26 protein-coding genes are annotated in these 22,829 nt (G+C 65.7%); 11 read left to right on the top strand and 15 right to left on the bottom strand.

Features of this window, described 5'->3' with window-relative positions; genetic code table 11:
* Positions 1-5 precede the first annotated feature (5 nt).
* A complete protein-coding gene (locus HWV23_RS13985; RefSeq protein ID WP_178291009.1) occupies positions 6-1,511 on the bottom strand; it encodes an amidohydrolase in 1,506 nt (501 codons plus the stop codon).
* 94 nt (positions 1,512-1,605) lie between these two features.
* Here HWV23_RS13985 and hmgA point away from each other — a divergent pair, with 94 nt between their 5' ends.
* Positions 1,606-2,814 (top strand): hydroxymethylglutaryl-CoA reductase (NADPH), encoded by a 1,209-nt coding sequence (gene hmgA, locus HWV23_RS13980; RefSeq protein WP_178291008.1) that lies wholly within the window; start codon positions 1,606-1,608, stop codon positions 2,812-2,814.
* Positions 2,815-2,825: 11 nt separating this feature from the next.
* Here the strand turns inward: hmgA and HWV23_RS13975 are convergent, their stop codons facing one another.
* Both HWV23_RS13975 and HWV23_RS13970 read right to left on the bottom strand, forming a co-directional pair.
* Positions 2,826-3,155, bottom strand: coding sequence for a hypothetical protein (locus HWV23_RS13975; RefSeq protein WP_178291007.1), 330 nt, complete (start codon positions 3,153-3,155; stop codon positions 2,826-2,828).
* A 54-nt stretch (positions 3,156-3,209) separates the two neighbouring features.
* A complete protein-coding gene (locus tag HWV23_RS13970) occupies positions 3,210-3,716 on the bottom strand; it encodes a DUF5817 domain-containing protein (protein WP_178291006.1) in 507 nt (168 codons plus the stop codon).
* A 101-nt stretch (positions 3,717-3,817) separates the two neighbouring features.
* Between HWV23_RS13970 and HWV23_RS13965 the strand changes: the two genes are divergently transcribed.
* Positions 3,818-4,159, top strand: coding sequence for a cupin domain-containing protein (locus tag HWV23_RS13965; RefSeq protein WP_178291005.1), 342 nt, complete (start codon positions 3,818-3,820; stop codon positions 4,157-4,159).
* Here HWV23_RS13965 and HWV23_RS13960 read toward each other — a convergent pair whose 3' ends face one another.
* From HWV23_RS13960 to HWV23_RS13940, 5 genes are all read right to left on the bottom strand, one after another.
* Positions 4,160-5,404: a DNA double-strand break repair nuclease NurA gene (locus tag HWV23_RS13960; RefSeq protein ID WP_178291004.1), complete on the bottom strand. Its 1,245-nt coding sequence runs from the start codon at positions 5,402-5,404 to the stop codon at positions 4,160-4,162. It lies immediately after the preceding gene.
* A 236-nt stretch (positions 5,405-5,640) separates the two neighbouring features.
* Positions 5,641-5,829, bottom strand: a complete 189-nt coding sequence (locus HWV23_RS13955) for a DUF8015 family protein (protein ID WP_178288268.1) — start codon at positions 5,827-5,829, stop codon at positions 5,641-5,643.
* Positions 5,830-5,949: 120 nt separating this feature from the next.
* Positions 5,950-6,129, bottom strand: a complete 180-nt coding sequence (locus HWV23_RS13950; RefSeq protein ID WP_178291003.1) for a DUF7987 family protein — start codon at positions 6,127-6,129, stop codon at positions 5,950-5,952.
* A gap of 43 nt (positions 6,130-6,172) precedes the next feature.
* Positions 6,173-7,981, bottom strand: a complete 1,809-nt coding sequence (gene infB / locus HWV23_RS13945) for a translation initiation factor IF-2 (RefSeq protein WP_178291002.1) — start codon at positions 7,979-7,981, stop codon at positions 6,173-6,175.
* 68 nt (positions 7,982-8,049) lie between these two features.
* Positions 8,050-8,553, bottom strand: a complete 504-nt coding sequence (locus tag HWV23_RS13940; protein WP_178291001.1) for a plastocyanin/azurin family copper-binding protein — start codon at positions 8,551-8,553, stop codon at positions 8,050-8,052.
* A gap of 136 nt (positions 8,554-8,689) precedes the next feature.
* On the opposite strand from HWV23_RS13940, the gene HWV23_RS13935 reads away from it, so the two are divergent.
* Both HWV23_RS13935 and HWV23_RS13930 read left to right on the top strand, forming a co-directional pair.
* Complete coding sequence (locus HWV23_RS13935; RefSeq protein WP_178291000.1) at positions 8,690-8,929, top strand: PRC-barrel domain-containing protein; 240 nt, start codon at positions 8,690-8,692, stop codon at positions 8,927-8,929.
* Positions 8,930-8,935: 6 nt separating this feature from the next.
* A complete protein-coding gene (locus tag HWV23_RS13930; protein WP_178290999.1) occupies positions 8,936-9,391 on the top strand; it encodes an NOB1 family endonuclease in 456 nt (151 codons plus the stop codon).
* Here the strand turns inward: HWV23_RS13930 and HWV23_RS13925 are convergent.
* Complete coding sequence (locus tag HWV23_RS13925; RefSeq protein ID WP_178290998.1) at positions 9,388-9,519, bottom strand: CopG family transcriptional regulator; 132 nt, start codon at positions 9,517-9,519, stop codon at positions 9,388-9,390. The genes HWV23_RS13930 and HWV23_RS13925 overlap by 4 nt on opposite strands.
* A 99-nt stretch (positions 9,520-9,618) precedes the next feature.
* Here HWV23_RS13925 and HWV23_RS13920 point away from each other — a divergent pair, with 99 nt between their 5' ends.
* Positions 9,619-10,368 (top strand): CPBP family intramembrane glutamic endopeptidase, encoded by a 750-nt coding sequence (locus HWV23_RS13920; protein ID WP_178290997.1) that lies wholly within the window; start codon positions 9,619-9,621, stop codon positions 10,366-10,368.
* An 11-nt stretch (positions 10,369-10,379) separates the two neighbouring features.
* On the opposite strand, the gene HWV23_RS13915 is transcribed toward HWV23_RS13920, so the two are convergent.
* Entirely contained in the window at positions 10,380-11,669 is a 1,290-nt protein-coding gene (locus tag HWV23_RS13915; RefSeq protein ID WP_178290996.1) for a glucose-6-phosphate isomerase, read from the bottom strand.
* Between the two features lie 113 nt (positions 11,670-11,782).
* On the opposite strand from HWV23_RS13915, the gene HWV23_RS13910 reads away from it, so the two are divergent.
* Both HWV23_RS13910 and HWV23_RS13905 read left to right on the top strand, forming a co-directional pair.
* A complete protein-coding gene (locus HWV23_RS13910; RefSeq protein ID WP_178290995.1) occupies positions 11,783-12,313 on the top strand; it encodes a DUF8056 family protein in 531 nt (176 codons plus the stop codon).
* Between the two features lie 73 nt (positions 12,314-12,386).
* Positions 12,387-12,851: a DUF5812 family protein gene (locus tag HWV23_RS13905; protein ID WP_178290994.1), complete on the top strand. Its 465-nt coding sequence runs from the start codon at positions 12,387-12,389 to the stop codon at positions 12,849-12,851.
* Between the two features lie 18 nt (positions 12,852-12,869).
* On the opposite strand, the gene HWV23_RS13900 is transcribed toward HWV23_RS13905, so the two are convergent.
* From HWV23_RS13900 to HWV23_RS13885, 4 genes are all read right to left on the bottom strand, one after another.
* Positions 12,870-13,127 (bottom strand): lipoyl domain-containing protein, encoded by a 258-nt coding sequence (locus HWV23_RS13900; protein ID WP_178290993.1) that lies wholly within the window; start codon positions 13,125-13,127, stop codon positions 12,870-12,872.
* Positions 13,124-14,152: an alpha-ketoacid dehydrogenase subunit beta gene (locus HWV23_RS13895; protein ID WP_178290992.1), complete on the bottom strand. Its 1,029-nt coding sequence runs from the start codon at positions 14,150-14,152 to the stop codon at positions 13,124-13,126. The genes HWV23_RS13900 and HWV23_RS13895 overlap by 4 nt, the downstream gene beginning before the upstream one ends.
* The gene (locus HWV23_RS13890; RefSeq protein WP_178291676.1) at positions 14,152-15,150 is read right to left on the bottom strand and encodes a thiamine pyrophosphate-dependent dehydrogenase E1 component subunit alpha; all 999 of its coding nucleotides are present in this window, start codon (positions 15,148-15,150) and stop codon (positions 14,152-14,154) included. Before HWV23_RS13890 ends, HWV23_RS13895 begins: the two co-directional genes overlap by 1 nt.
* A gap of 129 nt (positions 15,151-15,279) precedes the next feature.
* Positions 15,280-16,083, bottom strand: coding sequence for an MOSC domain-containing protein (locus tag HWV23_RS13885; protein WP_178290991.1), 804 nt, complete (start codon positions 16,081-16,083; stop codon positions 15,280-15,282).
* 283 nt (positions 16,084-16,366) lie between these two features.
* Between HWV23_RS13885 and secF the strand changes: the two genes are divergently transcribed.
* Together secF and HWV23_RS13875 are read left to right on the top strand one after the other, a co-directional pair.
* Positions 16,367-17,245, top strand: a complete 879-nt coding sequence (gene secF, locus HWV23_RS13880) for a protein translocase subunit SecF (protein ID WP_178290990.1) — start codon at positions 16,367-16,369, stop codon at positions 17,243-17,245.
* Positions 17,242-18,840, top strand: coding sequence for a preprotein translocase subunit SecD (locus HWV23_RS13875; protein ID WP_178290989.1), 1,599 nt, complete (start codon positions 17,242-17,244; stop codon positions 18,838-18,840). Before secF ends, HWV23_RS13875 begins: the two co-directional genes overlap by 4 nt.
* Before the next feature lie 293 nt (positions 18,841-19,133).
* On the opposite strand, the gene HWV23_RS13870 is transcribed toward HWV23_RS13875, so the two are convergent.
* Positions 19,134-20,156: a hypothetical protein gene (locus HWV23_RS13870; protein WP_178290988.1), complete on the bottom strand. Its 1,023-nt coding sequence runs from the start codon at positions 20,154-20,156 to the stop codon at positions 19,134-19,136.
* 111 nt (positions 20,157-20,267) lie between these two features.
* Here HWV23_RS13870 and HWV23_RS13865 point away from each other — a divergent pair, with 111 nt between their 5' ends.
* Both HWV23_RS13865 and HWV23_RS13860 read left to right on the top strand, forming a co-directional pair.
* Positions 20,268-21,887: a DUF255 domain-containing protein gene (locus HWV23_RS13865; RefSeq protein ID WP_178290987.1), complete on the top strand. Its 1,620-nt coding sequence runs from the start codon at positions 20,268-20,270 to the stop codon at positions 21,885-21,887.
* 97 nt (positions 21,888-21,984) lie between these two features.
* Positions 21,985-22,791, top strand: a complete 807-nt coding sequence (locus HWV23_RS13860) for a TrmB family transcriptional regulator (RefSeq protein WP_178290986.1) — start codon at positions 21,985-21,987, stop codon at positions 22,789-22,791.
* Positions 22,792-22,829: the final 38 nt, after the last annotated feature.

Here is a 22,829-nt window from a genome sequence, read left to right as displayed (position 1 = left end):
GGGAATCACTCGCTCCCGTAGACGACGTCGCCGTCGACGACGGTCATCGCCACGTCGATATCGGCGATGTCCTCCGGATCAACGTCCCACGGCGACTTATCGAGGACGACGAAGTCAGCGGCCTTGCCTTCCTCGATGGTCCCGAATCGGTCCTCGTCGTGGCCGGCGTAGGCCGCCCCGGACGTGTACGCACGGAGCGCCTCGGTCACCGACAGTCGCTGGCTCTCGACGGGAGCGGTGACGGTTTCCTGTATTCCGTAGAGCGGGTCGACCGGCATGCAGTCGCTGCCGAAGGCGAGCGGCACGTCGGCGTCGAGGATGTCCGAGAACCGGTTCGAGTCGGCAGTCCGGTCGGGACCAAGCCGCTTCTCGTAAAGACCGTCCTCGCGGGCCCATCGCAGGAAGTTGGGTTGCATCGAGGCGACGGCGTCGAAGTCCTCGAGGTCCGCCGGCAGGAGTTCGGCGTGTTCGATTCGGTGTCGCGACTGGGGGTCGTCGGGCAGCGTTTCGAGGGTCACCTCGATAGCCTCGTCACCGATGGCGTGCACCGCCAGTTGCATCCCGAGGTCGTCGGCTCGTTCGGCAATATCGGCCAACTCCTCGGGGTCGACAACCCACTCGCCCGTCCCCTCGCCGTCGGCGTAGGGCTCGGAGAGTTTCGCCGTCAAGGCGCCCAGCGAGCCGTCAGTGAAGGTCTTGATGCCACCTACCTCGACGAATTCGCCGCCGTGGTTGGTGACGAGACCGGTCTCCTCGACGGCATCGAGGTGGTCAGCCCAGTAGTAGAGGCGTACCCGCAAGTCGAGGTCGTCGGCGACGGCCAGTTCGCGGTAGGCCGCGGGTGCATCGGACTGTCGGACCATGTCGTGGACGCCCGTAATCCCGAGTTCGTGGGCGTGGTCGCGGGCAGCCGCGATGAGTTCGCGCGTCTCCTCGCGGTCCGGTGCGGTCTCCATCCGCAGGAATTCGGCGGCGTCCTCGGTGACGACGCCGGTCGGGTCGCCGTCCGCGTACTCGACGTCTTCCTCCGGGAGGTCCGCTGCATAGCGGTCGAGGACGACGGAGTTGACCGAGGCCGTATGCAGGTCCTCGCGGAAAGCGACGACGGGCTTGTCCTCGGAGACGCCGTCCAGTTCCTCGCGGGTGAGATAGCGGTCGTCGTCCCAGGTCGATTCGTCGTAGCCGTAGCCGAGGACCCACTCCTCGTCGGGCGTCTCGCGGAGTCGGTCGAGGGCTTCCGCGCGGCTCTCGGCTCCCCCGAGGTCGGCGTGGACGAGTCGCCGGCCGACCACCTCCATGTGCGTGTGGGCGTCGATGAATCCCGGCAGGAGGACGCCACCCTCGCAGTCGACGATATCGGTGTCGACGCCCTCCAGAAATTCGATTTCGTAGGCGGAGTCGACCCGGAGGACGCGGCCATCGCGGACGGCGACCGCCTCGTACGTCTCGTCGGGGTCGGCCAGCGTATGTACCTCGGCGTTCGTAAAAATCCGATCCGCGGCGTCTGTCATACCGGGAACGCCGGACGCCATCGCCTTCAATCCCGCCGCTGGCGGGCCGGCCGCGGGACGGAAACCCTTAGTCATCGCCCCACTACCCGCCGATATGGACACTCAGGAACTCGTCGACGCCGTCCAGAACGGCGAGTTGCGGCTACACGAACTCGAACAGCACGCCGACGCCGAAACGGCCGCCGACGCCCGCCGCCGCCTCCTCGTCGAGCGCACCGAGGCCGACCTTGATGCCATCGGCGCCTATACTTTCGACGCCGCGGACGCCAACCCGAACATCGAGAACATGGTCGGCGCCGCGCAGGTTCCGATGGGCATCGTCGGCCCCATCCGCATCGACGGCGGGGCCGTCGAGGGCTCGAAGTTCCTCCCGCTGGCGACGACCGAAGGCGCGCTCGTCGCCTCGGTGAACCGTGGCTGTGCCGCGATTCGGGCCGCCGACGGCGCGACCGCGCGCGTCCTCAAAAACGCCATGACGCGCGCACCGGTCTTCCGCGTCGAGGACGTCGGCGAAGCCAGCGAAGTCGCCTCGTGGGTCCGCGCAAACGTCGACAAACTCGCCGCCGCAGCCGAATCGACGACCAGCCACGGCGAGTTGCGCGACGTGACGCCCTACGTCGTCGGCGACAACGTCTTCCTCCGCTTTGCCTACGACACCAAGGACGCGATGGGGATGAACATGGCCACAATCGCCACTGAAGAGGCCTGTGAGGTCGTCACCGACCGAACGCCCGCCGAACTCGTCGCGCTGTCGGGCAACCTCTGTTCCGACAAGAAACCCGCCGCAATCAACAGCGTGGAGGGCCGCGGGCGGACGGTGGCGGCTGACATCGAGATTCCGCGAGAAACCGTCGAGAGCTACTTCAAGACGACGCCGGAGGCCATCGTCGAGGCTAACACGCGCAAGAACCTCGTCGGTTCCGCGAAGGCGGGCGCGCTCGGCTTCAACGCCCACGCCGCCAACACCGTCGCCGCCGCCTTCCTCGCGACCGGCCAGGACATCGCACAGGTCGTCGAGGGCAGCAACGCCATCACGACCGCCGACGTCCGCGATGGCGACCTCTATGCCAGCATCACCTTCTCGTCGCTGGAAGTCGGCACCGTCGGCGGCGGCACCAAACTCCCGACGCAGGCCGAGGCACTCGACGTCGTCGGCGTCTCCGGTGGCGGCGACCCCGCCGGGTCGAATGCCGACGCGCTCGCGGAAGTCATCGCCACCGCAGCCCTCGGTGGCGAACTCTCCCTGCTCGGCGCGCTTGCGTCCGACCACCTCGCGAGCGCTCACGAGGAACTCGGCCGATAAAGCCCGACCCGTTACTGGTCTTCCAATCGGTCCGCAACGCGCTGGCTTCCGAGCGCGAATAGCCCCGCGACGAACAGCACGCCGACTGCAAAGAGGTACAGCGTGTCCTGCTGAACGTCCACGAGACCGACCAATCCCAACGCAGCGCCGAACAGCAGCCACCCGACCGCCGCCTGCCGTTCGCCGCCGTAGAGGTGGATGCCCGCAGCGACGACGAAGACGAGCGCACCCACGCCGGCAAAGGCGCCGTCGGGCAGGCCGAACGCCAAATCCGCCAACAGGAGCGGCACGAACACCAACAGAACGAGCAACCGGCTGTAATCCGCAGGGTCGCGATTCATACTGGGGTCTCAGTACGGCCGGCTAAAAGCCCAACCGTCTCGCCGCGGTGGACCTCAGAGCGGTCGGTAGACGCCGCCGGATTCGGTCACCTCGCCGGCCCGCTTGAGTTTTTCGAGGGCGCGTTCGACATAGGATTCCGGGACGCCCGCCTCTTCGGCGTAGGCGACCACGTCCTCGGTCGTCGGCTCATCGAGTTCTTCGAGGGCGTCGCGGACGATTTGCTTGCGGCTCCGGGAGCCGCCACCTCCGCCCTCCGCGCGTTCGCCGGCTGCAGCGACCTCGTCGGTATCCAGTCCGGAGGCGGTCAGGAACTCCTCGTCGCTGATGCCGACGCCGTCGAGGTCGATTTCGGCGGGGTCGACGAACTCCCCGTCGTCGGCGCGCTTGGCGAGCATCGAACTGCGGACGCGGGCGGCGGCATCGGAGGTCTCGGTCTCGGCGAAGGCCTTCAGTTTCGCGAACTTGTGGCGCTTCTCACAGCGGGGACAGTTCGTCGTCTCCGGGCGCCCCTCGACGACCCACAGCGCGTGGCACTCCTTGCAACCGACGACCGAATACATACGCCGGGATTCGTCGTCGTCGAATAAAAACCCACGTCGACCGCCCGACGGGTGTTACTGCCGTGGGGAACGCTCAAGATTATCGCCGCCCACCTCCCGGTATGGAACGCGTCGGACTCTCGGACCGCGAATCGGTCGAAGCAGTCGAAAAGGTACACCTCACGCAGTTGGCGACCGGCGAGAAGACGAGCATTCAGGCCTTCGAAATCGAACCGGGCGCGAACGTCCCGGAACACGACCACCACCACGAACAGACGGGGTTCGTCTACGAGGGCGAGTTGACGTTCATCGGCCCCGACGGCGAGGAGACGGTCGTCGGACCGGGAGAATCCTTTACGATTCCCGGCGACGAACCCCACGCCGCCGAAAACCGCGGCGAGACGGTCGTCCGTGGGGTCGATATCTTCGCGCCGCCGCGGCCGAACCCCGACTGGGCCGAATAACTACGTGACCAGTCCCCACCGCTCCTCGTCGTAACTGCGGTCGCGCTCGGCGTCGAGTTGCTCCTCGATGGCCCGCCCCAGTGCGGCTTTCTCCTCGCGACTGATTCGCGCCAGTTCGTCGGCTTTAGCCACGGCCATCGGCGGGCCCTTCTCGTGGGCGACGTCCCGGAGCACCTGCATCGTCAGCGCCTCCCGTAACTCCTCGTCGCGGGTGAAGACCGCGGGCGCCTCGATGCGGTAGAGTTGCTCCTTGCGCGGGTCGAAAACACAGAAGAACGTCACCTCGTAGTCCTCGACGTCCCGCTCGCGGTCGATTCCCAACGCGTCGCCGTCGGTCGACATCGGCTGGTCGACGCCGCCCCGGGAGACGAACCAGTTGGTATAGGTGAGGTCGCCGGTCACCGTCTCGCCGTCGTCGTCGGTCCGCTCCAGCACGCGCGTGAAGAAGGCCGAATCGTCGACCCACGGCGCGCGCTCGGCCTCCCGAACCGCCTGAATAATCGCCTTCGAGCCGCTGTTCTTGACGAAGCCGATGAGCGGGACGCCGCGCTCGGCAAACTCCTCGACGAGGTCGATATAGGCCGCGACGACCCGTCTCGGGAGTTTCTCCTCGACCAGCAAATCCGCCAGTTCGGGGTGGCGGTCGCTCCAGACGAGCAGGCCCTTGGGGTAGATGGGACCGTCCAGAATCAGGAGGTCGTCGACCACCGCCGACTGCATCTGGGCGTGTTTGGCCTCGGCGAGATACAGCGACAGCGCGTGGACGACCGCCTCCTCGTAGCGGTTCACTCGCGGGGCCTGAATGATGCGCCCCCGGGAGTAGCCGCGGTCGAACATCGTCCAGTCGTCCTCGCCGCAGTCGACCGTCGCGTCGTTGGAGTGGACCGTCGTCACCACCGACCGCGCCCGGTGGAGTTCGAGGTCCGAGGGAACCGACGCCATCGCCGCCTGCGCGACGTCGAGCACGAGGCCGTTCGTGAACGTCGTCGGGTTGATGGTCCCCGAATCGAGGCCATGCTGGGTCGAAAACGGCGCTTCCTGTAGGGCGGCGTCCTCGGTGTCGACCCGCCGCCGCTGGACCTCGTCGAGCGGTTCGATGACCCGCCGGCCGTCCTGCATGAGGGGGTCGAGGAACTCCTCGAAGACCGTCTCCGCGAAGGAGTCGTGGTCCGTGGCATCGACGCGCTGGCTGATGCGGCCCGCCAACTGCGCGATGCCGTCGAAGTGGACCGGGTCAAGCGTCATTGGTGGCTCTCGGTCGGTCTCCCTGTTAAATGGTCGGGCGCTAGGATTCGACTCTGATGGAAGGCGAGTAGAGCGTGGCGACATCTCGACCGCAAACAGTCAGAAAGCCCTCGGCCCGCTGGCGGTCGCTAAGCAGGCCCTATCCTGCTTAGCGACCGCCAGCCGGCTAAGGGCTTCGGAGGTGTTGAAAAGCCATCCGCTATTTATAAGCGAACAGCACAGAACCCATCACGCGACTACTCCGGCGGCACCACGAAAAGCGAGATGGCGACGAAACAGGCCGCAAGCAGGCTCCCGACGCCGACACCGAGCGTCAGGGGAATCGCCAGCAGCCACCCGGCCGCGGCGCCACCGGCAACCGACGCGGGCATGGCTGCCAGCAGGCCATCGTACCGCGTCGGTGTCGCCGGTGGTGTCCCCGCCACACGAAGTCCATCGTACTCCCGCTAATTAAATCTCATTATTGGGATACGCGTTGTCGCGGCCGGTGACGAAGCGTCGTGACTTCCCGCAAAACCTGCGAAGGCCGCCGCTAACCGCGCGGTTCAGTCCGAACCCGCAGCATCGAGATAGTTGTTCACGAGTATCGGTGCGACCACGCCCACGACGAGCAGGATGCCGAGTGAGGCTTCGGACGGGAGGGCCGTCAGTTCGGTGACGCCGAACCCGAGTACCATCGCGGCCAGAACGAACCCGACGATGACTCGGTTCTCACGGGAGACCATGCTGGCCGTTCTCGTCAAGTCGTCAAAAAATCGTCGTCCGACTTCACTTGCCCCAGAAGGGGTCCCGTTTCCGGTGTTTGTCGAGGTACATCCGCAGCGCCTCAAGTTCGTCCGAGGGAATCTCGTCGGAGAGTTCCTGTTCGAGGATTTTCGCGTGCTTTTCGGGAATCTCGGTCCAGAGTTCGTCGCCTTCCTCGATTTGACGGCCGACCGTCGGGCCGTCGATGGAGGCCGCGACCTGCTCGCCCGCCCGGGCCTCGTCGACGTCATCGCCGGCGTCCTGAAGGGATTTGAGTTGGCCGACGCGTTCGGGTTCGTTGCCGTCCCACTTGACGACCCGCGAGTTGCGTTTCAGGGTGCCCGACATGACCTCGACGCCGACGACGGCGGGGTTGGACTGGCGGAAGGTGTGGTCGTCGAGGATACGGAACCGGCAGGGCCGCTGAATCTTGTCGAGGACCTGCTCTTGCTGGGCGCGTTCGATGGTCTCGACGTGGTCCTCGTACTCCTCGATGAGCTGGTAGATGACGTCGTCGGTGAACAGTTTGACGTCGCTTTCCTCGGCTTCGCGTTCGGCGTCCTCCAGCATGTCGACGTTGAACCCGAGGATGGCCTTGTGTTTGTCCTCGTCGGCAGTCGAGGCGACGGCGACGTCCCGCGGCGCCACGTCGCCGACTTCGGCGCGGACGATGGGGATTTCGTCTTCCTTCAGCGTCGAAGCGATTGCCTCCAGCGACCCGAGCGTGTCGGCCTTGACGACGACGCCCTCCTCTTCGGTGACGACGTCGATTTCGGCGAGTTCGGCCTGGACCTCCTCGATGACGTCCTCGACGGGCCGGTCACGGACGACGCGGACGGGCGCGCCCGCCATCGCGTCCGCGAGGTCCGGTGCGGCGATTTTCACACCCGCGGCCGCCTTGACCTCGTCGACCTGCTCGAACTGCTTTTCCGTCCGGATTTCGGCCAGTGGCTGCGGTTGGAGGAGCGCGCGCACTTCGGTGACGATGGGTTCGTTCTGTCCGCCGACGACGATGGTGTCGTCGGTGCGGATGGTGCCGTCATAGAGGACGATGTCGACAGTCGCGCCGAAGCCGCGTTCCTCCTTGACTTCGAGGACGGTCCCGACGCCGGGGCCGCCGACGTCGACGGACATCTCCTCCTTGAGATAGCGCTGGGAGAGGCCCATCATGACCGTCAGTAGGTCCGGGACGCCCTCGCCCGTCTCGGCGGAGACGGGGACGACGCCGATGTTCTTCCGGAAGTTCTGGACCCGCCAGTACATGTCCGCCGAGAAGTCCTCGTCCGAGAGTTGGCCGATAATCTCGTAGAGCTGCTCGTTCAGGCGGCTTTCGGCCCGTTCGCTCTGTTTTTCCAGCGTCTGCTGGACCGGCATGTCGGGGTTGGGGTTCCAGCCGGGGATGGTGTCGATCTTGTTCGCGGCGACGATGAACGGCGTCTGCGTCCGCTTGAGGATGTCCAGCGCCTCCCACGTCTGGGGCTGGAAGCCGTCGTTGACGTCGACGACGAGGATGGCGATGTCGGCGAGCGCGCCGCCGCGGGAGCGGAGCGTCGAGAACGAGTGGTGGCCGGGCGTGTCGATGAACAGCAGACCCGGCAGGTCGAAGTCGTCGGGGTCGACCAGCGCGCCCGCAATCTCCGATATCGTATCCAGCGGGACGGCCGTCGCCCCGATGTGCTGGGTAATCGCGCCCGACTCGCCGGCGGTGACGGCGGAGCCGCGCACCTTGTCGAGCAGGCTCGTCTTGCCGTGGTCGACGTGGCCGAGTACGGCGACGATTGGCGTCCGCAGCGCCTCCGAATCCCCGGCGTCGGTGGTGTCAGCGTCAGACATAGAAGAATCCCTTTAGGAACGTACAGCCGACCCCGGCATATAACGGTTTCACTGTCGCTCCGCGGCGGTTACTCCGTCACGGTAAACGACGCACGCATGCCCGAACTCCGGTGTGGCACGCAGTAATAGTCGTACTGGCCGGTCGTCTCGAAGGTGTGCCAGTGGGTATGGCCCTCGCCGTAGGTCGTCGTCCGGCTGCCTGCGGTGCCCGTCCAGTCGGTGCCTTCAGGAGCCGCTCCCTCGTCGTATTTGATGTTGTGGCCCCCGCCGACCCATTCCCAGAGGACGGTGTCACCGACCGAGATTTCGAACGATTCGGGGTCGAACGCGAAACCATCGCCGACGGCGACGCGCTGGTCGGGGTTCGTCGGCGGCGTCCCTCTCGGTTCGGCAGTCGGCGTCTCGGTCGGTTCGTCTGTTGGGGTGGATGTCGGGTCTGCTGTCGGCGTGTCCGTCGGAGCATCGGTCGAAGACTCAGTCCCGTCCCCGTTCCCGTCGTCGCCGGTACAGCCGGCCAGCGCGACAGCGGCGGGTCCCGCGGCGAACGCGCGAAGGTAGCGTCTACGGTCCATACCCGACGGATGGGAAGTCCTTCCTTCAGCGTTGGCCCAAATTCCACCCCAGAGTCGACGGGGAGTCCCCTTTTCGGGGCGTCGCACCCGGCCGCGGACCCTAACGTTGATAGATGGTCCCCGTATAGCGGGGCGTATGACCGAAGTACTCGCTGAGAACCTCTCGGACAAGGAGGTAATGGGATCGGACGGTTCCAACCTCGGAACCCTCTACAACATCACGATGGACCTGAAGACTGGGTCGCTCCACAACGTCATCGTCGACCCGGCCGACCGGGTCACCTCGACGGAGTTCGACCGCGACGACCACGGCAACCTGCTCATCCCCATCAGTCGCGTGCAGGCCGTCAAGGACAACATCGTCGTCTCCCGCTAATTTTCGATGCACGTTCTCGACTCGTCGGCGTTTATTAACGACTACACGACTGACCAGTCTATCGCGACCATCCCGATGGTTCGGGAGGAACTCGAAGACGAGGCCGGCTACCGCTTCGACGCCCTCGAAGGCTCGGGCATGCAGATTCACATCCCCGACCCCGCGACCGTCGAACGCGTCGAACGCGCCGCCCGCGAGACCGGCGACCTTGAGGAACTCTCCCGGACCGACATCCGGCTGCTGGCCACCTCGTTCGAACTCGACGCCACGCTCGTCACCGACGACTACGCGATGCAGAACGTCGCGGAGAAACTCGACGTCAGCGTCGACGTCATCGCACAGGAGGGCATCGACGAACGCCGCGACTGGAAGTTCCAGTGTCAGGGCTGTGGCCGGGTCTTCGATGACCACCGCGAGCGGTGTGAAATCTGCGGCAGCGACCTCGAACGCAAGCGACCCTAATCGAGTTCCTCGATACCCACGCCCACGAGCTGTTCGAGGACCTGCTGTTCGGTGAGGCCGTATTCGACTGCTAACCCCTCGATTTGCTCGGCGGTCTCTTCGTCGCAGACGAGGGTGTAGCGACGCATACCCAATATGTGTGTGACACTCCCGCATAAAAACTCGTCAGACGACTGACCGACACCGGACTGATAAGGTTAATTCGCCTCGCTCCCGTAGGGCCGGCGATGAGTCACTCCACCGACCGCACCTCGCCGGTCGTTGCCGTCGCCGGGGCGGCCGCCCTCGCGCTCGCGGGGCTTTTCGTCGGCCTGCTTCTCGGCGTCATCAGCATCTCGCTTGTCAGTTCGGTCGTCCCGCTGCCGTCGAACTCCCCGGAACGGAACGCCGTCGCCCTGATTGCACAGGGTGCCGGCCTCGTCGCGGTCGCCGCCCTCTACATGGACCGCCACGACCTGCCGTGGTCGTACCTCCGCATCTCGAAACCGACGCTCCGTGACCTCGGCTTCGCCGTCGCCGCGACGGTCGTCCTCTTCGGCGCGCTCGCGCTCGCGTCGGCGATTATCGACCAACTCGGCCTGACGACGACCGAACACTCGGTTACCCAGTCGGCCGAGGAGAACCCGGCGGCCCTGCTGCCGTTGATTCCCCTCTCGATTCTCATCACGGGGCCGACCGAGGAACTGCTCTTCCGCGGCGTCATCCAGACCCGGCTTCGGGACGCGCTCGATACGCCCGCCGGCGGCGTCGTCGTCGCTGCCGCGGTGTTCTCGCTGGTCCACATTCCCGCCTACGGCCTCACCAGCGGCTTCGGCCCCGCACTCGCGACGACGCTGGCCGTGCTGTTCGTCCTCGGTGGCCTGCTCGGCGCCGCCTACGAATACACCGGGAACCTCCTCGTTCCTATCATCGCTCACGGCGTCTACAACGCCGTCGTCTTCGGGAGTAACTACGCCGAAGCCGTCGGCGCGTTCTGAAAAGGTGCTACCTACTTCTCGACGCTGCGAACCGTCTTGTCTTCGACAGCGTCGGCCTCCTCGAAGTCGCCGCCACCGAGCAGGCCGCGGGCCGCGCGCTTGCCCCACTCGACGGCCGGTTGGGTGAACGTCGACACCTCCAGCAGTTCGCCGTAGAGGATGCAGGCGGCTTCCATCCCGTAGAGCAACTCGCCGACGCCCTCGGCATCGAGGCGGTCGATTTCGATGCGGACGTTCGGCTGGTCGGCCGCCGCCAGCGACGCCTCGGTGGCCTCGAACTCCGCATCGAGCAGGTCACCGAGGCTGCCGCCGCCGAGATAGGCGAGTTCTTCGATGTCCGTCTCCGGAATGTCGAGGTCCGAGCGCTCACGGGGGCGCACCAGCGTGACGAGTTTGTCCGCCCGGCCCGCTCGGTAGAGTTGCAGTTGGGAGTGCTGGTCGGTCGCACCGAGCGCGCGGGCGGGCGTCTGCCCGAGGCCGTCCTTGCCGAGGCTTTCGGCCCACAACTGGGCGAACCACTCGGCGAACGGCTCCAGGGCCTCCGCGTAGGGGACGAACGCGTTCGTCGTCGCCCCGCGCTGTTCGAGGGCGTAGGCCACCGCGCCGTAGGCGTAGGCCGGCGACTCGAACAGCGACGGTTCGAGCGCCTCCCGGCCCGCAGCGCCACCGTCGAGTACGGCCTCGATATCGCCGCCGAGGGCCGCGGCCGGAAGCAGGCCGACCGGAGACAGCGCCGAAAAGCGCCCCGGGACGCCATCGGGAACCGAACACGACGGCAGGTCGTGTTCGTCGGCCAGTTCACTGAGCGGCCCTTCCTCGCCGGTCGTCACGACGGTGCGTTCGGTCCAGTCGACGCCCGCATCCGCCATCGCCTCCCGGACGACGAGGAAGTTCGCCAGCGTCTCCGCCGTCGTCCCCGACTTTGAGACCACGTTGACCAGCGTCGACTCCAGCGGCAGGTCCGCGAGCAGGCGCTTGGTATGGGCGGGGTCGACGTTATCCAGCGAGTAGTGGCCGTCCAGACCGAGCGCGGCCGTAATCGTATCGGCTCCGAGCGAGGACCCGCCGATGCCGACGGTCAGGACCGCCTCGGGGTCGAATCCCTCGACGGCCGACCGGATGTCCGCCGGGTCGGTGTCCTCGGGGAGCGCGAGACTCGCGTAGCCGAACTCCCGATTTTCGATGCCCCGCTCGATGCGCCCGTGAAGCCGAGCGACGCGCTCGTCGAGGCGTTCGAGGGAGTCCTCGGAGACCCCTCGATTGGTCTCGGCCGCCAGCGCGTTCCCGAAATCGACGTTCATGTGCGTCAGCGCGGGGCGCGTCACAAAGGCGTTGACGATGTGTCCCGCGACCGTTTCGGGCGCGACGACCGATACCACGCCGTTTATTCGCCGGACGGCCCTACCGGCCGGTAATGAGCGAGGCGTATTCGGGCGTGTTCGGCGCGGTGCCCTACGCGTTCCGACAGAGCGAGTCCCGCCTCTTTCGGGCCTACGCCGTCATCGGCGGCCTCCTCGCCGGGCTGCTGGCGGTGTTTTTCACCTTCGCGCTGGTCGTCAGTATCGCCACGACGGCCACCCTCAGCGGCGGGACGGTCACCTTCGTCCGGTCGGTGTTCGTCTTCCTCGGGTTCGTGGTGACCGCGCCCCTGCTGGCACCCATCCTGCTCGTCGCCCGCCACCACCGCCGGGAGGGCAGCGATACCCGGTACGATACCGCGCTTGCGGCCTCGGGCGCCGGCTATCTCGTGACGCTGTATCTCGGCGCCGTCGCCTCGATGCCCGCCGAGTTCACCATCGACGGTGAGGTGACGACGCGGCCGGAACCGTCCGGGGTGACCGCTCCCCTCGTCGAGGCCCTCTATGCGATGCCCGAATCCCTCTCGTGGCTGTTGCCGCTTGCGGGCGCCGTGGGCATCTACATCGTCCACCGCTGGTCCCGGTAGCCCCGAAATCGAGCGCTGGTGTGTCACAACGCCCCTCGAAACGCGGAAAAAGGCCGAGCGCCTTCAGACGAACATGACCGAAACCGAAGGCCGTTTTCTCGTTACTCATGCGGAGGAGGAGTCTGCCGTTCTGAAGGATATCGACCGCGGACAGGTCCACACCCTCGGCGACAACCCCGGCGTCGAGGAGGGCGACTTCGTCGAGGGGACCGTCGCCCCCGAACCGCCGATGGAAGTGACCTACCAACTGGTCGAAATCGAGGAGAGGCGGAACCTCACCGTCGAACACAGCGCCGAACCGCCGACCAAACAGGAACGTGATATCGCCGCCGAGCAGGCCGAAGGCGAACTGACGACGCAGGAACGGGCCGGCACCGGCGAACTGCACGTGCTGACCGTCCCCGACGACGAAACCGACGAAGCCGTCGAGGACGTCCTCGACGACGAGGCGACCCTCGTACGAGCGGCCCGTCTCGACGTCAACCGGGTCGAAATCCGGAGCGAACCGGGCGTCGTCAGCGTTCGGTATTTGCCGTAAAAAGCGAACCGCGAGCGGTCAGGCCGGGTCGATGTACGCTACCGTCGCACCACGCTCGAACTCCGCGTCCTCGCCGAGGACGATTTCGACGAGTTGGCCCGCGACGGGCGACGTCACGTCGATGCTGACCTTCTCTATCTGTATCTCACAGAGGGTGTCGCCTTCGTCGACGGTCGCGCCCTCGCGGACGAACCAGTTGGCGACGTAGCCCTCGTCCTCGTCGGCGTCGTCGGGCCACAGTTCCTCGGTCCCGACGGCAACGCGATTGCCGCTCATTCGTTGACCGACCTGACGGCCTCCTCGATGTCGGTCGCATCGGGCTGAACCTCCTTTTCGAGCGGCCGGGCGTACGGAATCGGCACGTCGGGCATCGCCACGCGCTCGACGGCATCCAGCGCGTCGAGGTCCGACTCGGCGACGCTGGCGATGATTTCACCGGTGACACCGAACGAACGGTAATCCTCGTCGACGACCACGAGTCGGCCGGTCTTTTGGACCGATTCGAGGACCGTCTCGATGTCCAGCGGGACGAGCGTTCGCAGGTCGACGACTTCGGCATCGAGGCCCTCATCGGCGAGGGATTCGGCCGCATCGAGGGCCCGGTGGACGTGCAACCCGAGCGTGACGACGGTAACGTCCGACCCCTCGCGTTTGACGTCGGCCTCGCCGAAGGGGATGGTGTAATCGCCCTCGGGGACGCCCGTCTTCGGGCCGTCGGGGGCCGGCATCCAGCCGATGCCCATCAGGCGTTTGTGGAACATGTAGACGACGGGGTCGTCGTCGCGGACGGCGCTGTGCATCAGGCCCTTCGCGTCGTGGGCGGTGCTGGGGACGACGACCTTCATGCCCGGCAGGTGCGCGAAGGTGCCGTAGAGCGTCTGGGAGTGCTGGGCGGCGTCGTTGTAGTCGCCGCCGACGGCGGTCATCAGCACCATCGGGACGGAGACGCCGCCGCCCGACATGTAGGTGTTCTTCGCCATCTGATTGTAGATCTGGTCCATGCAGACGCCGAAGAAGTCGCTGAACATCAACTCGACAATCGGGCGCATCCCCTGTTGTGCGGCCCCCACGCCCGCGCCGATAAAGGAGGTCTCGCTGATGGGTACGTCCATGATGCGTTCGTGGCCGAACCCCTCCAGAAGCCCCTCCGTCGAGTCGAAGATGCCGCCGTAGTCGGCCACGTCCTCGCCCATCACGAACACCTCCTCGTCGTCGCGCATCTCGGTGGCGATGGCCTCCACCATCGCCCTGCTCATGGTCAGTTCGCGGTCGGTCTGTTCGGGTTCTCTTGCTTTCGCCATCAGTCGTCACCTCCGGTTTCCGCCGCGGCCGGCCCCTCCGGTGGGTTCGTGAAGACGTCCTCGTAGGCGTCCTCGGGGTCCGGCTGTGGCTGGTCTTTCGCCCAGTCGATGGCCTCCTCGACGCGCTCGGTGGCGGCGTCGCGGAGGCTCTCGATGCGCTCGTCGTCGAGGCCCGCCGCGCGCAGGCGCTCCTCCATGCGCGGGATGGGGTCGAGTTCGTCGAGTTTCTCCATCTCCTCGTCCGGACGGTAGCCCTGTGCGTCGCCCATGAAGTGGCCCATCCGCCGGTGGACCTGCACCTCGATGAGCGACGGACCGTTGCCGGCGCGGGCGCGGCCGACCGCCCGCTCGGCGGCCTCGTAGACCGCGACGGGGTCGTTGTGGTCGATGCGTTCACCCGGCATCTCGAAGCCGCTGGCGCGCTGGGAGCCGTCCGAAACGTCGGTAACCCGTCCTTTGGGCATGCTGATAGCCCAGTCGTTGTCCTCGATGACGAAGACTACCGGGAGGTTCTGGACTGCCGCGAGGTTGAGCGATTCGAGGAAACCGCCCTGATTGATGGCACCCTCGCCGAGGTAACTGACCGCAACCGCGTCGCTGTTCCGCTTCTTGGCAGCGAGCGCCGCGCCGACCGCGGGCGGTGCGCCCTGTGCGATGATGCCGCTACAGGCGAAGTTCACCTCGGGGTCGAACAGGTGCATATGCCCGCCCTTCCCCTTCGAGAGGCCGGTCTCGCGGCCGAATATCTCGGCGGTCATCCGCTTGAGGTCGACCCCCTTCGCGATGGCGATGTGGTGGGGCCGGTGCGGTGCCGTCACCGTGTCCTCGTCCTCGAGGTGCTGGCAGACGCCGACTGCCGCCGGTTCGTGACCCGCCGCGAGGTGCAACTCCCCCGGAATCGGGCCCGCCGAAATGTCGAACTTCGGTTGTTTGCCCTCTAGATACTCCTCCTGTAACCGCTCCTCGTAGTGACGAGCGGTTACCATATCCGAATACATCTCCTCTAGGTCCCGTTCTTGTGTCATGGTACCTCCCCACAAACTACTGTGACCGTATTCTTAATAAACTTAAGTGATAGAAAACCGTCCGAACGAGAAGAACGTTCGCCGAAACTAGACGTGCCGGTTTCAGGCTGGATACGGCCGTTCGTCCAGTATCTCGAGTTCGTCACCCACGCGCAGTTCCGTACCGATGGTTCCCTCGGGGACGAACGTGTTGACCATCAGTCGGTAGTAGTGGTCGAACCACGCCTCCGAAGCCCACTCGGGAAGCGTCGCCTCGCGCTTCTGCATGAACGTCTCTCGGAACCCCTCGGTTTCCTCGCCCGTCTCCGGGTCGCGACTCGGCACGACACAGCGCTGACAGGGGTTCGAACCGACCAACTCGCAGTCGCCGATTCGGAAGCCGACGGCCGTCTCCTTGCTTTTATATAGGCGGTCCTCCCAGAACGCTTCGACACCGCTGATGATGAGGTTGGGTCGGAGTCGTCGCTCCATCTCGTCGGCGTCGATACCGTCGAACCATCCCGCGACTTCCTCCAGCGTCGCCCGCGAGATAATCGTCGGCCCCGAGGCGAGCGTGTCGTCCGGGAAGCCGCTCCGTTCGGCGTGTTTCAGTTCGACCGGTTCCTCGAAGTAGTCGGTCAACCACGCCTCGATGGCCTCGTGGTTCTCGACGTCGAAGGCCGTCGGGTCGCCGTCGTTCGGCCGGAGCGTCAACCGGCCGGCCTTCGGGTCGAACCACGACCGGAGTGCGTGGACCCGCTGGTCGTTCTTGCCGTTGATATACTCGCCGTCGGCGTCGACCATCGCGAACCGTCGGTCGTAGGTGAGGCCCCCGTCCGGCCGGATTTCGACCCGTTCGAGCGTGTCGTGTGGGTCAAGCGACTTGACCGGATAGACGATGATGCGTTCCAGCGTCGGCGTTCCCATTTGGCGGGTATGGGGAGTGATTGCTTTTCAAGCGTTCGGTGAACGTGTTCGGAGAATTCGACCGGCTTTCTGAACGGATTTTCCCGGCCGGTCGGCGAAGCGCTCTCGGGACGCTCTACTTATAAATAAACACGTCAACCGCACCCGCGGCCCGGTTCATAAATTCGCCCCAGTCGTGTGAGACCGACACACGGTGAAATCGGCCGTCAGGGGCCGTTTCGCGGCCGCCCCTTTCGACGCACGAACGATAACCCTTATTCGCGGGGCACTCACACCGCAATTCATGGACTTGTCGGTACCGAGAGTCGACTATTCCGACTACACCAACCGCCAGTTGGTCGCGGTACCGCTCGGACTACTGGCGGCCGCGCTGGTGATTCTCGCCGTCGCGACGGTCATGACGGGGACGCCGGTCGAACTCGGCATGGAGTTCACCGGCGGTGCGGAGATACAGATTCACACGAACGGAACGAACGACTCGCCCGCGGAGATCGAATCGCAGTTCGACCAACCGGTCGAAGGCGTCACACAGGTCGGCTCGCCGACCAGCAACACCTACATCGTCGAGTTCCAGTCACAGAACTACGAGAGCCTCGGAAACCTTGTGACACAGGCCGAAGACGCCGGCTACGACGTCCAACAGCAGGGCGAACGGAGCGCGAGTTTCGCCTCCGATTCCCAGACGCAAGCCATCTTCGGCCTCGCTATCGCCTTCGCCGGGATGGCCGCGCTCGTCTTCCTCATGTTCCGGACGTTCGTCCCCTCCATCGCCGTCGTGGCGTCGGCGTTCTCCGACATCATGATTCCGCTGGCGCTGATGCGACTGTTCAACATCGAGTTGACGCTCGGGACCGTCGCCGCGCTGCTGATGCTTATCGGTTACAGCGTGGACTCGGACCTGCTGTTGAACAACCACGTGCTCCGGCGGCACGGTGACTTCTACACCTCGACCGCCCGGGCGATGCGGACCGGTGTGACGATGACGGTCACCTCCATCGCCGCGATGGTCGTGATGACCATCGTTGCGGGTCTGTTCGGGATTCCGCTGCTGCCCGAGGTCGGACTCGTCCTCGCCTTCGGCCTGCTGGCCGACCTGATGAACACCTACCTGCTCAACGTGAGCCTGCTTCGCTACTACAAATACGAGGCGATCGCGCAATGAAACTGCATATCAAGAAACACTGGCGGATCTGGCTGCTCGCGCTGTTCGTCGTCGTGAGCACCGTCGCGCTCTTCCCGTTCGGGGAACTCCTCGGTGGCGGCGACGACGTGGACAACGGGACCGCACAGGCGTCCTCTTCGGAATACACCAACCTGCAATACGGCCTCGAACTCTCCGGCGGGACGCAGGTGCGTGCCCCCCTCGTCGGGATGACAGCCTCCGAGGAGATTACCCGCGACGAGGAACAGGCCATCGAGCGAACCGTCCAACAGGAACTCAACGTCAGCGCGGGTGACGTGCGTGCCAGCGCCGACAGCAACACCATCGAACTGTTCAAGGACCGCTACGAGGGCAACATCACCCAAGCCGAGTTCGCGGCCGCACTGCAGGAAGCCGGCCTCGACGTGACCGAGGAGAACGTTCGGATGGGCGTCACCGGCGACACCCGAAACGGCGTCGAGGAGGTCCTCAACAGCCGCCTCAGCGGGCAGGGCCTCAGCGGCGGGCAGGCGACGCAGGTCTCCTCGCCCGGCCAGCAGTTCATGCTCGTCCGCGTGCCCGGCGCCAACCGAACGCAGGTCATCGACATCATCGGTGACCGGGGCCAGGTGGAAGTCGTCGCGCTGTATCCCGAGAACGGCTCCTACCGCGCCGTCTCGCTGCTCGACCAGAGCGACTTCGCCGAAATCGGGACCGCACAGCAGGACCAGAGCGGAACGCCCTACGTCCCGCTTCGGGTCTCGGAAGGCGCCGCCCCCGCGTTCCAGGATTCGATGCAGGAGTTCGGCTTCGACCGACAGGGCGGCACCCACTGTCGGAACTACGACCTCAACAGGTCCCTCGAAGAGAACAAGCCCGAACTACAGGGCGACCGCTGTCTGCTGACGACGCTGGACGGCGAAGTCGTCTTCGCGGCGGGCGTCGACGAGGGGCTCGCGAGTTCGTTCCGCTCCGGGTCGTGGGCCGAAAACCCCCGCTACCGGACGACCGCCTCCTCGCTGGAGGAAGCCCGCGAACTCGAAATTAACATGCGTGAGGGCGCGCTGCGGACGACGCTGGACATCGACAACCGCGGGACGTCGTTCTACCTCCAGCCGAGTCTCGCCCAGCAGTTCAAGCCGCTCTCGCTTGCGACCGGCTTCGCTGCCATCCTCGCGGTCGCGTTCGTCGTCTTCCTCCGGTACCGCAAGCCGGAAGTCGCGGCGCCGATGCTACTGACGGCGGCCGCGGAGGTCTACATCCTGCTCGGGTTCTCCGCGGTGGTCGGCCTCTCGTTGGACCTCTCGCACATCGCCGGCTTCATCGCGGTCATCGGGACAGGGGTCGACGACCTCGTGATAATCGCGGACGAAATCATGCAACAGGGGGAGGTAAAGACCTCCAAAGTCTTCGAGTCCCGCTTCAAGAAGGCCTTCTGGGTCATCGGGGCCGCGGCGGCGACGACCATCATCGCCATGTCGCCGCTGGCGGTCCTCTCGCTGGGTGACCTGCAGGGCTTCGCCATCATCACCATCATCGGCGTCCTCATCGGCGTCCTGATTACGCGGCCCGCCTACGGGGACATCCTGCGCATCCTCGTGCTGGGCAAGGACTAACGCCCACTTTTTACACGGGGGTCGCCTGAGTCGACCCTCGGCAAAACCGCGGTGAGAATATGAGTCGACCCTAACACGCACCCGATTGGTACCGGAGGGGTTTTGTAGCGGTAGCAGAGAGTAGAAGACAGACGGCACGGTTGGACAGCCACCTTTCAATTTACGTGGTTTCCACGTGAGTTGCCGCTGTCTGACCTAAACCGTCGCTCTAAAACCGAAGAGCGACCGCTATTCCATACCTGAAAGCACCGAACCGAGAGCGGCAGGTGTGCGCGCTCGTTCGCACAGACGTTCTACCGGCGCTGGTGCCACAGAACGACGCTCGCCAGTAGCGACACGACAGCAGCGAAACCGCCGAAGCCGACGCCGTCCTCGGGCGTCGGTGATTCGGGAGTAGGGTCGGCCCCAGCCGCGCCGATAGGGTTGTCAGTACCGTTTGCCGTTTCTATCTCACCGAGCGGCGTAATCGTGAGGTCCGCGGTGAGGTTCTTCTCCGGCGGTGTCGCAGTATCGGTCACGGTAGGGGTGTCGGTCGGCGTTTCAGTTGGCGTCGGCGTCGCGGTTTTGGTCGGTGTCGCCGTTTCCGTTGCGGCCGTCGGCGTCGCCGTGGATGGCGCCGGGTCCGGACCGAGTTCCTCCTCGGCTTCCTCGCGGCTGTCGCACTCGCAGACGTAGGTTTCGTTGGATTCGACGGTGAAGCCATACTGGGCACCGTCGCCGGCTGACGCCGACCCGTTCAGGAAGAGGTCGGCAGTATACCAGCCCATCTCCTCGGTCGTCCGGGTGCAGGGACCGCCCGCCGACTCGTCGCCGATTTCGAGAATGATGCGGTCCCCGGGGTAGATGTGGACGGGGTCGCCGCCGAAGTCGCTTTCCTCGTAGAATCGGACGGTGATTCGACCGTCTTCGAATGTTGTTCCCACAGAGGCCTCGATGAGGTCTTCCTCGACGGTACCGTCGGCGTCCCTGTCGACGCCGAACGTATCGACGTTCTCGATATCGCAACCGCTGTGGTCGACGAACGGCGCGTCGACGATGAACCAACTGGCGTTGAAACCATCGGAGGCACCGACATCGGCAAAGGCCTCGTCACCACGGACCGTATACCGAACGCTTCCCTCCTCGGCCCCGGGGTAGTGGTCCTCTTGGTCGAGGAAGACGACGGTGGCGTTCGCGCTCTCGTTGCCGTGCTCGTAGTAGGGTGCCGTCTCGCGCGTATGGTCGTCCGCGAGTGCGAGACCGGCAGCAGCGAGAAGACAGACGGCCACGAGGCCGACGACGAGCACAGCCCGCGTTCGAAAGTGAGGGGATATCATATTCGAGGGTCGACCAGCATCGGACTAAATTCCATCTCCGAAGATGACCGAGGGTTAATAAGTCGACAGGGGCTTCGAAGCCCTTTCGTCCCCGCTCACGAAAGGTGGTGTATGACCTTCCGAGACGGGACGCTTGTCGACTGGCGGCCGTGGGGCCAGGAGGCCTTCGACGTCGCTGACCGGGCCGGAAAGCCCGTACTGGCCTGCCTGACCGCGCCGTGGTGTGACTGGTGTGAGCAGATGGACGAGGAGACGTATTCGGACCCGAAACTCGCCGCCAACATCGGCGAGAGTTTCGTCCCCGTCCGCGTGGACGTCGACCGCAACCCCCGCGTCCGCGAACGCTACAACATGGGCGGCTTCCCGACGACCGTCTTCCTGACGCCGGACGGCGAGGTACTGACCGGCGCGACCTACCTGGGTCCGGATACGATTCGCGGCGTCCTCGATAGCGTCCGCGAGTCGTGGAACGCCAAGGGGACCGCGGCGGGGAGTATTCCGCGGAACCTCTCGGACAGCAACCCGCCGAGCGGCGAGGTGACCGCCGACATCGAAGCCCACATGGTCGAACAGGTCGCGGCCTCCTTCGACGAGGAGTACGGCGGCTGGGGCAGCGGCGGGAAGTTCCCCCTCCCGCGAACCATCGAGTTCGCCCTCAAGCGGGACCGCGACCGAGCGACCCGGACGCTGGAGGCGGTGCGGACCCACCTACACGACACCTACGACGGCGGCTTCTATCGGTTCGCCGAGAGCCGAAGTTGGGGCGAACCCCACCGCGAGAAACTGGCCGACGAGAACGCCGCGCTCGTGCGCGCCTTCGCCAACGGCTACCTGTATACCGGCGAGGACGCCTACGAGGGCACCGCCGAGCGGGCCGTCGACTACCTGACGACGAACCTGTGGACGGGCGAGGCCTTCGCCGGCAGTCAGGCGGCTGACGACGACTACTACACGATGAACCCCTCGGACCGCGAGGACGCCGAACCCCCGCACGTCGACGGGACGGTCTTCGCGGACCGCAACGGCATGGCCGCCGAGGCCCTGCTGTCCTTCGCCGCCGTCACCGACCACGACGGCGCGACCCGCTACGCCGAACGCGCGCTCGAACACGTCCTCGAAACACACGTCGAGGACGGCCGCGTCGCCCACTTCGACGGCGAGGACAGCGAGACGGGGCTGCTGGCGGACCACGCCCGCCTGCTCGGCGGCCTGACCACCGCCGCGCAGGTGACCGGCCCCGACGGCTGGCTCGAACCGGCCGAGGAAATCGCCGCGGACGCCATCGACCGCCTCGTCGCCGCCGACGATTCCTTCCTCGACGGCGAGCCGACCGGTTCCGGCCTGCTGGACCGGCCGCTGCGGCCGCTGGAGACGAACGCCGAGATGGCCGATGCGCTCATCGACCTGTGGGCCCTGACCGGCGAGGACCGATACATGGAGACCGCCACGGCGGCACTGGCGTCCTTCGCGGGCGCCTACGACCGCATGGGCGTCGAGGTCGCGGGCTACGCCGCCGCCTGCGCTCGCGCCCACTACGACCCGCTCGTCGTCCGGACGCCGCCCGCGGGCACGGACCTCCATCGGGCCGCGCTCCGCATCGCCGACCACGAGAAGGTCGTCGTCCCCGAGGACCGCGAGGACGCAGTCGTCGTCCGGGCCGGCGAGGAGTCCAGCCCTGCCGAAACCCCCGACCAATTGCTCGACCGGGCCGGCGACGGCCCCGCACCCTGAGGCCGACCCCTTTCTCCGATACGCCTCGCGAATCAACAACTCCACGATTGGAAAACCCCCGGTGTGTTTATATCCCCCGGGCGAGAGAGCCACGATAATGGCAAGCCTCAGAGATCTCGGCCTTTCGGAGTACGAGGCTCGCGCGTATCGAGCACTTTTAAAGACCGGCCCCACAACGGCCAAGGAGTTGTCGCGTGTGAGCGACGTCCCCATGGGTCGCATCTACGACGTGCTCAACAGCATCGAACAGTACAACCTCATCCGTTCCCAATCCGCCTCCCGGCCCAAGAAGTACGTCGCCGTCGAACCGACCACGGCGCTGGACCGCCTGCTGGAGGACAAAAAGCAGGAACTCGACGAGAAGGCCAACCAGTACGAGGACATCGTCGACGAACTGACCGGCGAACTCGAAACCGCCGAACCCGTCGAGGAGACGTTCTGGACCGCTTCTGTCGGCCCCGAGGAGACCGTCGACCTGCTGGTCGAGCGCCTCTCGGCCGCCGATTCCCGCGTGGTGATGGTGCTGTCGACCTACACCGAGCAGTTCTTCGATATCGATACGGTCGGCACGCTCATCCTCGACGAGTTGAGCGACGCGCTCGAACGCGGCGTCGAGGTCCAGTTGTTGATGCGACCCGACCTCGTGCCCATCCTGCCGGAATCCATCGGCGAACGCTACCGGGCCTCGCTGACCGAACACGACGACTTCTCGGTTCGCACCAGCGAGAACGTCTCCGGGACGTTCACGCTCATCGACCGCAACGAGGTCGTCATCGAGGTACCCCACCCGCTCAAAAGTCAGGAGGTCTTCGCCATGATAGACCTCAAGGACCGCGAGTTCGCGGGCAACGTCCGCACCGAGTTCGAACCCCGCTGGGAGAAGGCCCAGAAACTCTCCTTCTGACGCGCCGGGTTCCTTTCGTGGGACGTTCTCCTTGCCCA

The sequence above is a fragment of the Natronomonas halophila genome (genome assembly GCF_013391085.1).
GTDB lineage: Archaea > Halobacteriota > Halobacteria > Halobacteriales > Haloarculaceae > Natronomonas > Natronomonas halophila.
The sequence above is the reverse complement of the archived record's forward strand: the minus strand, read 5'-3'. Positions and strand labels throughout refer to the sequence as shown.